We start from the raw sequence: 15805 nt of genomic DNA on the forward strand, positions 1-15805 counted from the left end.
TATAGAATTAAGGGGTAACACAAGCCATAAAGTGACTATTAGCTGTACTCTGCAGAAAAATCCCCCCATCGGCTGAATAAACACCATATAGACTGCCATTATATGAATTAGCCCAATATCCTGTATCATTAGCCCAGTTGTTACCAATACTGAGATTCCAATCACTACCTTCATAGAAATTATTCATAGTATTGGCAGTAAAACCCCACTCGTTAAATAGTCCGCCAACCCATTTACCGCTAATATCTTTATAACTGACTTTTCGTTGACAGTTATTAATACTTCTTCCAGGTAAACCTTCTGTCCAACCAGCTCCATTCCCATTGGTATAGTCATTTATATCGGGAATTCGATAACCATTACCTAAATTACGACAAAAGTTTTGAGCATCCGCATATCCATATCTTACTGTGATTCCTGGTTGAGAGATATACCAACGTTCTATCTTAAAGCTATACAGTAATTTTGTATGATTTACATCAGAGTAAAGCTTAAATAACGAAGGGGAAAAAGCCTTATTACTTGAATTTATGGAAGGGCCTTTTAATATAATCTTTAGTGCTTGTTCGCCACCAGGATAAAGGTTACCATCTCTAATACAAGTCCTACATATCCTATCAATGTCAATAGCCCAATGTTGTGTATTCTCTTTGCTTAACGATAATGATACACCACTACCGCTAACCGCACTCACCGTTGTACCATTTGCAGCTATAACTTGTTCAGGAGAGATTCCTCCCAATAATAAATAGAAATATAACCTATCAGATCCTGTCGTCGGAAAGTTTTCTGCTATATTGCTATTATTTGTGACTTTAAACCCTTTTAACGAAACCCAATTTGGACCATCCATATCCCAAATGGTAGTACCAAAAGCATGGTCATCGTAAGCTAAATTTGGTTGCGCATAGCAAGCAACTGGCCTATTCATATTGGCATTAATATAGTAACTATGCTCATTACCCGTAAAATTGCTACTATTGGGAACACCATACTGCGTCGATAAGGTGCTTGCAGTTGCTGTTAAGGTAAGTTTATAAGGCCCATCACAAAGATTTAGCCGTCTATTCGGATTTGCTTTAACTTCTCCTGTAATATCTGTACCATTTTTATCTTGCCATTTTATGGTTAAATTTCCTGTTGCATTTATATTATCATCGCCATCATCGTCTCGACCATAATTATAAGGTGAATCCATTAATTCGCTTAATTGAATTCTTGGGTAATTTACCAATGGTACTATTGCTTGTATATCAGCAAATGTATCTGTTATATTTGGCATTTCAATTGGTGCATCTACGTTAGATTGATCTATTACTGCATTGGGATAAAGTGCACTATTTGCTCCCTGAGGAATATAACTAATATTTGGTAGTCTTATACCCAATAAATCTTCCATACTAGCAACTTTAGTTACACCATCAATACTTAAATATGGTGCAGAGCCGTGAATGACCTGTGATGTCTTTGCCGATAACGCCTGCGAGCTCAGCGAATAAGGCAATAAAAGCAATGGAGCAAAAATCAGCGGTGACTTGGATAGCAATCTAGAAATCAAAGATATCCTTGCCAACAACTTTATCGATTTCGATAGATTTGGTGATAAAAATAAGAATCGAATCTGTTTTTGACTACTGTGAAATTGAAAAAGATTTAAGGCGTAGGGTTGCCAGTGCTGGTGCCTGGTGCCTGGTGCCTATTATGATAGCGCATAACATTCTACCTGTCAAGTAATTTGTTGTTTTATTTGTGTTTTTATGATTATTTGCTTATTTAATAAGCTGTATTATACTAAATAATGCGTCGAAATTATAGCTGGTTAAACACTAAAGAGCTAGTATTTTGTTAATTTATTGTAATGTCTTGAATACGATTGAAACATTACAAAAAACTTAGCATAAATATTTTTTCGCTATATTTTATCGTCATTTATAAAAGTCAAATTACCCATGCCATATTTATGGAAAAGCCCTTTAACGGAAATACTCACTTTAATTTTTTTAAAATAGGGCTTAGGCAGATATTTTCTGAACCTAGTATATAGTCATGGATCGGCTACACTATGTGCCCATTTATTGCTTTAGTATGCCTTATTATCTTGTAAAAAAGATTCAGGAGTTTATACCGTTTCATATCTCAACGAGTCGTTAAAAACTACTAGCTTGAAGATCTTGTTTTTGTAGTCGATTTAAACCGAGCAAGACAAGCTGATAAATGTTGAATATTGATTAAACATTCTTTTTTATTTTTGATCTTTTAAGAAAGTAATTTTGAGACAACTACTGGCATAAATGTAATGCCAGTGCCAAATAATTTTTTTGCTATTTCAGGATTAAGTCCTAGATATCAACAAATATAGATCTTTTTAATATCAAGTAATTTAGGAAAAATTTAACTTTTTAAAAGAATTAGGATGTTGATATTAAACGCTTTGACGATAATTTGTTATTTTGCATTATACCAGCGCCAATAAATTGCTTGCCTTGATAAATTCGCACTAAGGTTTCAACTTGCGTGGAGCTTTCAAGTTCAATGGTTCGTCCTAATAATATGTCTTTACCTTGCGTATCGCTAAGGGTAACTTTTGGGCGATCTTGCAATGGGCTGTCAACGGGCATTAGTAGATCATCTTTAAGTTCGATATTTTGTAGCTGTTCTAAGGTGACCATGTTTTCAATCGGGTAATTGGAAACTTGTAAACGCCTTAAATAAATAACGTGTGCTCCGCAACCCAATAATTCCCCTAAATCATCAATAATGGTTCGGATGTAGGTGCCTTTTGAGCAGTGTATTTCTAACGTTAATTCGTTTTTTATGGCATCAAATTGGATAAATTGATTTTCGTAAACGGTAATTGGTCTAGCTTCACGTTCAACCACAATACCTTGGCGAGCATATTGGTAAAGCGGTTTTCCTTGATATTTTAATGCCGAAAACATAGTTGGCACTTGTAAAATATTACCGCGAAAATGAGTTAAAGCTTGGTTGATTTGTGATCCAGTCACTTTAACAGGTTTGGTACATATAATTTGACCATCAGCATCAGATGTGTCGGTTCGTTCTCCTAGTTTGGCGATCACACGATAACGCTTATCTGAATCCAATAAATATTGTGAAAATTTGGTTGCTTCACCAAAACAGATAGGAAGCATCCCTGTCGCTAGTGGATCAAGAGCTCCCGTATGCCCTGCCTTTTTAGCATTAAATAACCATTTTACTTTTTGCAACGCATCATTTGATGTCATGCTTTGTGGTTTGTCTAGTAATAAAACGCCGTGAAGATCACGGCGAGTTTTTTTTATATTCATCATTTTTATACTGAAACACATAGTTACCTGAAACTTTTTGACAGAGTTCAGGACTATTTTTTAATATTAATCTTTATGACGCTCATTATCTTGTTTGATAACATCCGCCACCAAACTCGACATTTGCATACCTTTAACAAGCGACTCATCGTAAAAGAATTTTATCTCTGGAATGATTCGCAAACGCATCGCTTTGCCAATTAAGGTTCGAATGTAACCTTTAGCATCATTAAGTACCGTTAATCCTTGTTCAATAACTTGTGGATCATCGTCATTCAAAAAAGTCACAAAAACTTTGGCATACGAAAGATCACGCGAGATATCAACGCCTGAAACAGTTACCATACCAAGACGAGGGTCTTTGATTTCTCGTTGTAAGATAATTGCAATTTCTTTTTGTAATTCATGTCCAACTCGAGATGAACGATTAAATGCTTTTGCCATATCTATTTTCCTTATAAATGAATAAGCAAGGACTATACCTTGCTTATAACATCAAATACGTTGTAATTAGATCGTACGTTTGATTTCGATAGTTTCAAAAACTTCAATCGTGTCGCCAACACGAACATCGTTGTAGTTACGCACACCAATACCACATTCGGTTCCATTACGTACTTCGTTAACATCATCTTTAAAGCGACGTAATGATTCAAGTTCGCCTTCATAGATAACAACGTTATCACGCAATACACGAATTGGGTTGTGACGTTTAACAACACCTTCGGTTACCATACAACCTGCAATTGCACCAAATTTAGGTGATTTAAACACATCACGCACTTGAGCAAGACCAATAATTTCTTGTTTGTATTCTGGTGCAAGCATACCGCTCATGGCTTGTTTAACTTCGTCAATTAGATCATAAATAACAGAGTAATAACGTAGATCTAAATTTTCTGATTCAATCACTTTACGTGCTGAAGCATCGGCACGAACGTTAAAGCCTAAAATGATCGCATTTGATGCAGCAGCCAGTGATGCGTCAGTTTCGGTTATACCACCCACACCTGATCCAATAATTTTAACTTTAACTTCATCTGTTGATAGTTTAAGTAATGAATCAGAAATCGCCTCAGCAGAACCTTGAACATCTGCTTTTAGAACAATATTGAGTTCAGAAACATCGCCTTCTGTCATGTTGGTAAACATGTTTTCAAGCTTCGCCTTTTGTTGACGAGCAAGTTTTACATCACGGAATTTACCTTGTCGATAAAGCGCAACTTCACGAGCTTTCTTTTCATCGCGTACAACAGTAGCTTCGTCACCAGCTGATGGTACTCCAGACAAGCCAAGAATTTCAACTGGTATTGATGGACCAGCTTCAGTCACTTCTTTACCTAGTTCATTACGCATCGCTCGGATACGACCGTATTCAAATCCACAAAGTACGATATCACCTTTATGCAATGTACCTGATTGAACAAGTACTGTTGCAACTGAACCACGACCCTTATCAAGGAATGATTCAATCACAACCCCGCTTGCCATACCTGTTTCGTACGCGGTTAATTCAAGCACTTCAGCTTGTAGTAAGATGGCTTCAAGTAGTTGATCAATACCAGTACCTGCTTTAGCAGACACATGAACAAACTGAGTATCACCACCCCAATCTTCTGACATCACGCCATATTGTGCAAGTTCGCCTTTTACACGCTCTGGATCAGCTTCAGGTTTATCAATTTTGTTAACAGCAACAACAATTGGTACATTTGCCGCTTTAGCATGTTGGATTGCTTCTATAGTTTGAGGCATTACACCATCATCAGCAGCAACAACAAGTACTACAATATCCGTTGCTTTAGCACCACGCGCACGCATAGAGGTAAACGCCGCATGACCTGGAGTATCTAAGAAAGTTATTTCTCCATTTGGAGTTTTAACATGATAAGCACCGATATGTTGTGTAATTCCACCAGCTTCGCCTGAAGCCACTTTTGCTTTACGAATATAGTCAAGTAAAGAGGTTTTACCATGGTCAACGTGTCCCATAATGGTAACTACAGGTGCACGAGAAACTTTTTCTGCACCTGTATCACGATCGCTCATAAGAGATTCTTCGAGCTCATTTTCACGACGAAGTACTACTTTATGTCCCATTTCTTCAGCCACTAATTGTGCTGTTTCTTGATCGATAACTTGATTAATAGTTGCCATTGCCCCCATTTTCATCATAGTTTTGATCACTTCGGAACCTTTTACTGCCATTTTATTCGCTAATTCAGCAACGGTAATGGTTTCACCAATAACAACATCACGATTAACCGCTTGGACAGGTTTAGTAAAACTTTGTTGCAACGTGCTTTTACCTTTCTTTTTATTATGGCCGCCACGAGTCACTGCTCGAGCTTCTTCACGTTCCGCTTTGCCTTCTGATAGCTTGTTGCCTTTTTTCTGTTTAGTTTGTTTAGTATTTCGACCACGTCCACGAGCGCTTTCAACTTCACGATCAGTTTCATCTTCTGCTGCTCTAGCGTATTTAGAGGTTGTCACATGATAATCTTCATCTTCTGTATGATCACTATCATCAACTTCATTATATTGTTCTGCTAGCTTACGAGCTTCTTCAGCCATACGCTTAGCATCTTCCTCTAATTTTCGACGATTTTCTTCTTCCGCTTTACGTTTAATTTCATTCGCTTCAGCTTCTAATCGTGCTTTTTCTTCTTGCGCTTTTTTTACTTTTGGATCAACTGCTCGCTCTTGTGCCGCTTTCGCTTTTTCCTCTTGAGCACGCTTTTTCGCTTCTTCTTCAGCTTTCTTTTCTTTTTCTTCCGCTTCTTTACGCGCTTTTAATTCGGCTTCTTGTTTCGCTTTTAATTCTGCTTCTTGGCGAGCTTTTTGTTCAGCTTCTAAGCGTGCTTTTTCTTGCTCCGCCGCAATTTCAGCTGGATCGCGTTTAACAAAAGTTCGTTTTTTACGAACTTCTACTTTTATTTCTTTGCTTTTGCCACCACCGCTCGACACATTTAAGGTTGAGTGCGTCTTACGTTGCAATGTTAACTTTGTTGGACCTTGCTGAGGTTTTAAATGAGCAAGCAAAGCTTCTTTCTCCTTTTGTGTGACAGTGTCTGTTGCAGATTTCTTCATACCTGCATCAGCAAACTGTTGCAAAAGTGTTTGCACTGGTGTATTGATTTCTTGAGCCAGTGTTTCTATTGATACTTTGGTCATGTATTACTTTTCCTCAATTATTCATCTGCAAACCAACAAATATTACGAGCAGCCATAATAAAATCGCCAGCTTGTTCGTTTGTTATACCTTCAATTTCAGCTAAATCATCAGTACCTTGTTCTGCTAAATCTTCCAAAGTAATGATGTCATGTTGTACTAATTGATAAGCTAACTCTTGTGTCATACCAGGTAGATTTAGCAAATCTTGAGCTGGTTGTTTTTCGCCACTATTTGCTAGTGCAAGCGTTGTTAATGCATCTTTTGCTCGCGTTCTTAATGCTTCAACAAGATCTTCATCAAGTTCTTCAATTTCAAGCAATTCGTCAACTGGCACATAGGCAAGTTCCTCAAGTGAGGTAAAGCCTTCTTCAACTAATAGCTGTGCAAGCCCTTCATCAATATCAAGATGTTTCATCAAATTATTGATTGCAGCAAAAGATTCTGCATAATGTTTTTCTTGTAAATCTTCGTTACTCATCACATTTAGTGTCCAGCCAGTAAGCTGTGAAGCTAAACGGATATTCTGACCATTTCGACCAATGGCTTGTGGTAAAGTTTCAGCATTGACGGCTACATCCATGGTGTGTTTGTCTTCATCAACAACAATTGAAACAACATCTGCCGGCGCCATAGCATTAATTACGTATTGTGCAGGATTATCGTCCCATAAAACAATGTCAATACGTTCTCCACCAAATTCATTAGATACTGCTTGTACGCGCGCACCACGCATACCAACACAAGCACCAACAGGGTCAATACGACGATCATTACTACTAACTGCGATTTTAGCACGTGAGCCAGGATCACGAGCCACGCCTTTGATGTCAATCATCTCTTCACCAATTTCAGGGACTTCAATACGGAATAACTCTTCCATCATTTCAGGGTTTGAACGGCTAATGCATAATTGTGCAGGTTTATTATTTTGTTCTACAAGATATAAAATACCACGGACACGATCGCCTATGCGGAAGTTTTCACGCGGTAACATATCATGGCGTGACATCATTGCGTCTGCATTGTTACCTAAATCAAGAATCACGCTATCGCGATTGGTTTTTTTGACAATTCCAGTCACAATATCACCAATACGATTTCTAAACATGTCAATGATCATTGCACGCTCAGCTTCGCGTACCTTTTGTACAATAACTTGTTTTGCTGTTTGTGTGGTTATACGGTCAAAAGCAACGGATTCAATTTGCTCTTCAACGTAATCGCCAAGTTTAACAGATGGGTCTTCGTATTGTGCAGCGTCTAATGTCATTTCTTTAGTTGGTTGCGTAACTTCATCAACAACAAGCCAACGGCGGAAAGTGTCGTAATCACCTGTTTTATGATCTATTTTAACAACAACGTCAATATCAACATTATGCTTCTTTTTTGTGGCCGTTGCTAATGCGGTTTCTAAAGCTTCGAAAATTTTATCACGCGTAAGTGCTTTTTCGTTTGATACAGCTTCAACAACAGCTAAAATTTCTTTATTCATCCTTTACATCCGTACTCTATTTAAGGTTAAAATTAGGTACAATATTCGCTTTTTGAATATTACTAAAAGCAAATACTTCATCTTTATCATCTACAGTTAATGTAATCATTTGGCTATCGATAGACTTAATTCGTCCTTTCCATTTACGGCGATTAGCAACAGGTATACGTAGACTGACTGTAACTTCTTCACCAATAAACCGCTGATAATGCTCAAGCGTAAACAAAGGTCTGTCCATTCCTGGTGATGAAACTTCAAGATTGTAAGCATCTTTGATCGGGTCTTCTACATCAAGCACCGCACTGATTTGACGGCTTGCATCAGCACAATCATCAACCGTAATACCATTTTCACTATCAATATAGACTCGTAGTATAGGATAACGACCACGAATATATTCAACTCCGACTAATTCAAAACCAAGTGCATTAACTGGCTCTTGGATAATATCGGTTAATTGTTGTTCTATATTAGCCAAACAAACCTCCACAGCAGAAAATAAAAAAGGGCATAAAGCCCAACATTCTTTTTAAACTTACGCTTAAATCACTACACGAAAAAAAGCCTCGACATGCGAGGCTTACATTCAAAAACTAACTATAATGAAGCCACTTTATTCGAACTTTCAGACAATAACAGGATAAATTGGTTTATGAATGAAAATTTAAGTGGTTGCGGGGGCTGGATTTGAACCAACGACCTTCGGGTTATGAGCCCGACGAGCTACCAAGCTGCTCCACCCCGCGATAGATGAATGAGAATTATACGGCATTTTAAATAAAATGCAACTGCAAATCACACTGATTTTATCAGTAACCTTAAAATTATTAAAAATATGCTACACGTCAATTTTAATATATATACCACTTAACTTAAGCATAATTGTTTAACTTATATTGGCACAATAATTCCATTCTCAAGCCTATTATTGTGCCCACTATTTAGTACTATAAAGTAATATAAATTACTTGCTAGTTGCCTGTTTCATTGATTGAACAAATTTGGCTAATTGGTTAAGCATTTGTTCAGGATTGTCGAGGTTTTTCTCAATAATTTTTACTGTTGCCGATCCGCTAATTGCCCCAACTGCACCGGATTTAATCGCTTCGCTAACTTGATTCGGTTCTGAAATACCAAACCCTTGTAACGCAGGTGGAGCGCCAAACTCAACTAATTTTTTGATCAGATGGGTAAGCGGTTTGTTAGCTCGATTTTCAGCACCAGTAACACCTGCTCGTGATACCAAATAGGTATAACCTTTGCCTTGCTTAGCAATACTTTGAATGACTTTATCATCAGCATTTGGTGGACAAATAAAAATCGGTGCTATATTGTATTTTTCGGCGGCCACTGTAAATTCTTGTGCATATTGAGCTGGCAAATCAGCAATCAATACTGAATCAACTCCCGCTTTGGCACACTTGGCATAAAAGTCGTCGATACCATTTTTGAAAACTAAATTAGCATAAATAAGTAATCCTATTGGAATATTGGTGTATTGCGCTCTGACATTGGTTAAAATTTCAAAACACTTTTCAACTGTTATTCCTGCTTTAAATGCCCGAATATTGGCATTTTGAATAGTTGGACCATCGGCCATAGGATCTGAAAATGGGATCCCTAGCTCTAGTGCATCAGCGCCAGATTCAATTAAAGTGTGAATGATTTTAAATGACAGTTCTGGCGTTGGATCACCAACTGGAACAAAAGGAACAAAAGCACCTCGTTTTTCGGCTGTTAATGTTGCAAACAGTTTTTGATAACGGCTCATTCTATTTCTCCTTTTGCTTTTAAAATATCATAAACGGTAAAGATATCTTTATCGCCACGCCCTGACAGGTTAACTATTAGTAGCTGTTCTTTAGTTGGATTTTCTTTTATCATTTTCATAGCATAAGCTAATGCGTGTGATGATTCTAACGCAGGAATAATACCTTCATGCCGTGATAACGCTTTAAATGCATCAAGCGCTTCATCATCAGTAATTGAAACATAATCAGCACGACCAATACTATCTAAATACGCATGCTGTGGACCAACTGATGGAAAATCTAACCCTGCCGATATTGAATAAGATTCTTCAATTTGTCCTTCTTCCGTTTGCATCATCGGTGATTTCATACCGAAATAGATGCCAAGCTTACCATGCTTTAACGAAGCGCCATGTTCGCCACTTTCAATCCCATGACCTCCTGGCTCTACACCAATTAATTTGACGGATTTATCATCAATAAAATTAGCAAACATACCAATTGCGTTTGAACCACCACCAACACATGCAATTACTGCATCAGGCAAACGTCCTTCTTTTTCAAGGATTTGTTGTTTAGCTTCACGGCTGATCATCTGTTGAAACTCACGTACAATAGTTGGAAAAGGATGCGGACCTGCTGCCGTACCTAACATATAATGCGCTTTTTCATAACTGCCAGACCAATCACGTAATGCCTCGTTACACGCATCTTTTAAAGTCGCTGAACCAGTTTCAACTGGGATGACTGTTGCGCCCATCAACCGCATTCTAAATACGTTAGGTGCTTGGCGTTTAACATCTTTTGCACCCATATAAATTCGGCATTTTAAGCCAAGTAGTGCGCAGGCTAAAGCTGATGCAACACCATGTTGCCCTGCACCTGTTTCGGCAATGATTTCGGTTTTTCCCATTCTTTTTGCAAGTAAGGCTTGCCCTAATACTTGGTTGGTTTTGTGCGCACCACCATGCACTAAATCTTCTCGTTTTAAATAAAGCTTAGTTTTTGTTCCTGCAGTTAAATTTTTACATAATGTCAGTGCGGTTGGTCTACCTGCATAATTAACTAATAGGTCATTAAACTCTTTCTGAAAGTTTGGATCGTTGATTGCAGAGATGAAGGCATCCTCAAGTTGCTCAAGTACTGGCATTAATATTTGCGGGACATATTGCCCACCAAATTCGCCAAAGTAAGGATTTAATTTAGACATAACCATTCCTTTTTTAAATTAAAAAATTAAATTTGTTCAAATACTGCTTGGATTTTCTGTTTATCTTTAACTCCTGGTGAAACTTCAACCCCTGAATTAAGATCAACACCAATCACATTCGTCGCTAAAGCTGATTTAATATTTTCTGGATTAATGCCTCCAGCTAAAATGACATTATTTAGATCTTGATTATCAAGTAGCGACCAATCAAAGCTTTTTCCTGTACCGCCTGCACCATGATCAAAGATATAACGAGACACTAATGGATTGGCATGTTCAGGTACAGCACCATCAATACTTAATGCTTGCCAAATTTGACAAGTTTTGGGTAATTCTTGGCACAATGTTTTGATATAGTTTGCATCTTCATCTCCATGCAGTTGCACTGCATATAAAGATAACTGTTTTGCTATTTGGCATACGGTTTCAATATCTTCATTTCGAAATACACCAACCCAATTAAGTGGCGCTGCTGCAATAACTGTTCGAGCTTTAATTGGCTGTATATAACGTGCTGAATTTGTGACAAAAATCAAACCACCATAAACTGCACCAGCTTGATAAGCACTAACAGCATCTTCGGGACGTGTTAAACCGCATACTTTATTTTCGCCTAACATCACCTTACGAATTGCCAAAGTTAAGTTTGGTTCAGACATTAACGCACTGCCAATTAAGAATCCATCTGCAAAACGACTCAGTTCTTTAACCTGATTGTGAGTATAAATACCCGATTCACTAATAATAATGCGATCGTTAGGAATTGATTTGGATAAGGCCTTTACCCGATTTAGATCAACCGTCAAATCCCTTAAGTTACGATTATTAATACCGATTACTTTCGCACCCAGTTGGATGGCTCTTTCAACTTCGTTTTCAGTACTAGCTTCTGTCAATATCCCCATATTGAGCTTATGAGCAATGTTACTTAGATGACGATATTCATCATCCGTCAATACAGATAGCATTAATAGTACTGCGTCAGCTTGATAATAACGCGCTAAATAGATCTGATATTCATCAATAATAAAGTCCTTACAAAGCACGGGTTGTGTGATTTCATTACGAACTATGGGTAAAAATTCAAAGCTACCTTGAAAATATTTTTCATCAGTTAATACTGAAATTACTGAAGCATAATCTTTATAAACTTTAGCAATAGCGGCTGGATCAAAATCATCCCGAATCAATCCTTTTGATGGCGACGCTTTTTTACACTCTAAAATAAAAACCGTTTTAGGTTGATTTAACGCTTGATAAAAATTGCGATCACTAGGGAATATCGCTGATTTAAAGGTATTAATTGGCTTTACTGCTAACTGCTCAGTTAACCATGTTTGTTTATCTTCAATGATTTTTTTCAATACTGTTGCCATTTCAACATTTTTTACTAATGCTGCAATTGCCATGTTATTCTCCACTTATTATCTTGCTGCTAGTTGTTGTAATAATGCATAAGGTTTACCACTTTGCATCATTTCAATTGCCCGTTGTGCATTTTGTTTTAAATTTGACTCGCCAAATAAGCTCATTAACATCGCAACATTAGCGGCAATTGCTGATTGGTGTGCTGGTTTTCCGTGACCTTGTAAAATGGCAATTAACATATCACGATTCTGCTCAGGTGTACCCCCTTCAATATCTTTTAAGGTAAATGTTGGCAAGCCAAAATCGTCAGGTTTAAGCGTAAAATAACGAATTTCACCATCTTTAACTTCAGCAACGTCAGTTTTACCATGAATAGCAACTTCGTCCATTCCTGCACCATGCACCACATAAGCATGTTTATAATTAAGCATTTTTAATGTTTCAGCAATCGGTTGGATTAAATCTGGATGATACACGCCTAATAAAATACGTTTAGGACGAGATGGATTAATCAATGGCCCTAACACATTAAAAATGGTCCGAGTTTTTAATTGTTGGCGTATTGGTGCTGCATGGCGAAAACCTGAATGATATTGCTGGGCAAATAAAAAGCACACGCCAAGTTCATCTAATGCCTGACGAGATGTTTGTGCTGACATATTTAATTTAATGCCTAAGGCAGAAAGCACATCGGAAGAGCCTGATTTACTTGATACACCACGATTACCATGTTTAGCTACTTTATACCCCAATGCGGCTGCTACAAAAGCACTCGCTGTTGAAATATTAATACTATTGGTGCCATCGCCACCTGTTCCTACAATATCAGTAAAATCATAATCAGGAATATCAAAAGCATCAGCATTTTCAAGCAATGCTAAAGCTGCCCCTGCTATTTCATCCGGTTTTTCACCACGAACTTTCATACTAATTATTGCGGTAGCCAATACAGTTGGTTCAATCTTACCTTGAATAATTAAATTAAATAGTATTTTACTTTCCTCTTGTGTAAGGACTTGCCCTAAATATAATTTATTAACAATAGGTTGAATATTGTACTCTTGCTTATCAACAATCGCTTCCTGTTTTGGCTTCTCTTGTTTTTGTGGAGGATTTAGTGTCCATTTAATAGTTTGTTCTAATAATTCTACACCTTGAATGGTTAATATCGATTCTGGATGAAATTGAAAACCACAAACCCGATCCTCATCATTACGAACTGCCATTACAATATTATTGCAAAGCGCATTGATGGTTAGTGTTTTTGGAATATTTTCACCTTTTAAAGAGTGATAACGCGCCACCGGTAGCGGATTTGGTAATCCTTTAAACATCGCTTGCTCATCATGCTCAATTAAAGATGCCTTACCATGCAAAATATCGCCAGCTGGCACAATCGCTCCACCATAGGATTCCACAATAGCTTGATAACCAAGGCAGATACCAATAATAGGCAATTTACCTTTTAAACGTTTTAACAGTTCTGGCATGCATCCAGCGTCACTTGGCGCTCCTGGACCTGGTGATAACATTAAAATAGGGTTTTGCATTTGTGACAATTTTTCAATAATTACATTTGCAGGGATAGTATTTCGATAAATCGTCACACAATGCTTACTATTACGTAATTGATCGACCAAGTTATAAGTAAAAGAATCAATATTATCAATAAATAAGATATTAGCCATTAGAATACACCTTCTACATTATGCGCTGCCATGATAGCTCGAATAACTGCACGTGCTTTATTACGTGATTCATCAGATTCTGATTGTGGCTTTGAATCTAGCACCACACCACTGCCAGCTTGTACTGTCGCTATGCCATCTTCGACATAGGCACTTCGAATCACAATACAGGTATCAAGATCGCCATTCGCGGTAAAATAGCCAACAGCACCACCATAGCTACCACGTTTAACTTTTTCTGATTCAGCAATTAATTGCATCGCACGAACTTTGGGTGCTCCTGTTAATGTTCCCATATTCATAGTGGCTTGATAAGCATGAAGCGCATCTAAATCACTGCGTAACTGACCAACCACACGCGAAACTAAATGCATCACAAAAGAGTAACGATCCACTTTTAACAAATCTTTGGTATAACGGGTACCGGGTTTACAGATACGCGCTAAATCGTTGCGCGCTAAATCAACTAACATTAAGTGTTCAGCCAGTTCTTTTTTATCGGTACGCATTTCGAGTTCTAATCGACTATCTAAATCAAAATCAATTTCACCATTTGTGGTTAACCCACGTGGACGAGTACCGGCAATTGGGTAGATTTCAACTTGATTAGTTGCTTTAGTATACTTAAGTGCACTTTCAGGTGAGGCCCCAAATAACACAAAATCACTATCTTGCATATAAAACATGTAAGGGCTTGGATTATTGTTTTTTAATACCTGATAAGCCGATAATGGCTCAGGGCAAGGTAATTTAAAACGCCGTGAAGGTACTGCTTGAAAAATTTCCCCCTGCTCAATTGCATCTTGCATTTTTTTGATAATTGTATTGAAATCATCATCACTTTTATTACATGTCACATCGATATTAGTAAGGGACTGAGTATGAATGGCTTTCATTGGGCTATTTAATGTTGCTTGTAAATTAGTTAACCGTTGCGTTAAGCGCTCAGTTTCTTTTGAATCAGAAGTGAAAACCGTCGTTTTTAAAATGGATTTATGATCTTTATGATTTATTTCTAATATTGTTTCAGCTAAATAAAAACAGAAATCTTGACAACGCTGCTCTGTAGGTAAATTAGGTAAGTTTTCAAATCCAGCGACAAGGTCGTAACAAAATAGCCCACCAACAAAAATCGCATCTTGACCACATTGTTCAGGGATATTCACAATAGTCAATAATGTGCGTAATGCATCAAAGACTGATAGCGACTTTAATCTTGAATCTTCATCTTGCATACTATCAATAGTGGGAAATACCAATTTAAGTGTTTGTTCATCCACTTGTACATTATCTAACTTGTCTGTAAAAGCCTGTTGTAATAAAGGTAATAGCTTTTCACCATTTGTGGTCAATGCCTTAAAAGTCACTTCATTATTTATTGCCGAAATACGTAATGCACTATCGACAATCATGACACTTTTAATTCCTTGCTTATTATCAATTTCGGCTGATTCTAGTAACAACGTTGCCGGTTTACTATCGCACAATTGATAAAACACTTGAGTTGGATCTTGATAATAACCGATGGTTTGGGTTATTTGTGTTAATGTCGGCTTATTCATTGTTGGCTCTCTACATTTAAATTTTTATTTAGCTGATTCGTTTAACATCCAAAAACTAAAAAACCCGCATAAAGCGGGTTGTGTAAAAAAGACAATACATCATTACATCACCCGCAAAAGGTAACGCACCACCAACCAAAGCGGGTGAATTGACGAGTAATAAGATGTAAATATTGTGCTTTCATAATTTTTATCGATTAAAAATAAATTTTGTACTATTAAACTAGTTTACTAGCACACTGTCAAGAGAT

The 15805-nt window shown here is 37.3% G+C and carries 11 protein-coding genes, 1 tRNA gene and 1 other annotated feature; all 12 genes read right to left on the reverse strand.

The annotated features are described in order from the left end of the window. Nucleotides 1–7: 7 nt before the first annotated feature. A complete protein-coding gene (locus ACGH6S_RS00200) occupies nucleotides 8–1558 on the reverse strand; it encodes a hypothetical protein (protein WP_085164156.1) in 1551 nt (516 codons plus the stop codon). Nucleotides 1559–2408: 850 nt separating this feature from the next. After that, complete coding sequence (gene truB / locus ACGH6S_RS00205; RefSeq protein WP_363319029.1) at nucleotides 2409–3308, reverse strand: tRNA pseudouridine(55) synthase TruB; 900 nt, start codon at nucleotides 3306–3308, stop codon at nucleotides 2409–2411. A 66-nt stretch (nucleotides 3309–3374) separates the two neighbouring features. Beyond that, nucleotides 3375–3752, reverse strand: coding sequence for a 30S ribosome-binding factor RbfA (gene rbfA, locus ACGH6S_RS00210; RefSeq protein WP_065560170.1), 378 nt, complete (start codon nucleotides 3750–3752; stop codon nucleotides 3375–3377). 66 nt (nucleotides 3753–3818) lie between these two features. Then, entirely contained in the window at nucleotides 3819–6482 is a 2664-nt protein-coding gene (gene infB / locus ACGH6S_RS00215) for a translation initiation factor IF-2 (RefSeq protein ID WP_174798026.1), read from the reverse strand. 17 nt (nucleotides 6483–6499) lie between these two features. Then, nucleotides 6500–7975, reverse strand: coding sequence for a transcription termination factor NusA (gene nusA, locus ACGH6S_RS00220; protein ID WP_411578133.1), 1476 nt, complete (start codon nucleotides 7973–7975; stop codon nucleotides 6500–6502). A 16-nt stretch (nucleotides 7976–7991) separates the two neighbouring features. After that, a complete protein-coding gene (rimP, locus tag ACGH6S_RS00225; RefSeq protein ID WP_065560173.1) occupies nucleotides 7992–8453 on the reverse strand; it encodes a ribosome maturation factor RimP in 462 nt (153 codons plus the stop codon). Between the two features lie 191 nt (nucleotides 8454–8644). Continuing rightward, nucleotides 8645–8721 (reverse strand) — tRNA-Met (locus ACGH6S_RS00230). Nucleotides 8722–8939: 218 nt separating this feature from the next. Next, the gene (gene trpA / locus ACGH6S_RS00235) at nucleotides 8940–9746 is read right to left on the reverse strand and encodes a tryptophan synthase subunit alpha (protein ID WP_411578134.1); all 807 of its coding nucleotides are present in this window, start codon (nucleotides 9744–9746) and stop codon (nucleotides 8940–8942) included. Then, complete coding sequence (gene trpB / locus ACGH6S_RS00240) at nucleotides 9743–10936, reverse strand: tryptophan synthase subunit beta (protein WP_065590104.1); 1194 nt, start codon at nucleotides 10934–10936, stop codon at nucleotides 9743–9745. Before trpB ends, trpA begins: the two co-directional genes overlap by 4 nt. Nucleotides 10937–10962: 26 nt before the next feature. After that, the gene (gene trpCF, locus ACGH6S_RS00245) at nucleotides 10963–12345 is read right to left on the reverse strand and encodes a bifunctional indole-3-glycerol-phosphate synthase TrpC/phosphoribosylanthranilate isomerase TrpF (RefSeq protein WP_411578135.1); all 1383 of its coding nucleotides are present in this window, start codon (nucleotides 12343–12345) and stop codon (nucleotides 10963–10965) included. A 15-nt stretch (nucleotides 12346–12360) separates the two neighbouring features. After that, the gene (gene trpD / locus ACGH6S_RS00250; protein WP_411578136.1) at nucleotides 12361–13992 is read right to left on the reverse strand and encodes a bifunctional anthranilate synthase glutamate amidotransferase component TrpG/anthranilate phosphoribosyltransferase TrpD; all 1632 of its coding nucleotides are present in this window, start codon (nucleotides 13990–13992) and stop codon (nucleotides 12361–12363) included. Continuing rightward, on the reverse strand, nucleotides 13992–15554 hold the full coding sequence (locus ACGH6S_RS00255; protein ID WP_411578137.1) for an anthranilate synthase component 1: 1563 nt from the start codon (nucleotides 15552–15554) through the stop codon (nucleotides 13992–13994). The genes trpD and ACGH6S_RS00255 overlap by 1 nt, the downstream gene beginning before the upstream one ends. A 54-nt stretch (nucleotides 15555–15608) precedes the next feature. Further along, nucleotides 15609–15694, reverse strand: a sequence feature (Trp leader region). Nucleotides 15695–15805: the final 111 nt, after the last annotated feature.

Origin of the sequence: Gilliamella sp. BG3 (assembly GCF_046635605.1) — a bacterium.
Classification (GTDB): Bacteria; Pseudomonadota; Gammaproteobacteria; order Enterobacterales; family Orbaceae; genus Gilliamella; species Gilliamella bombi.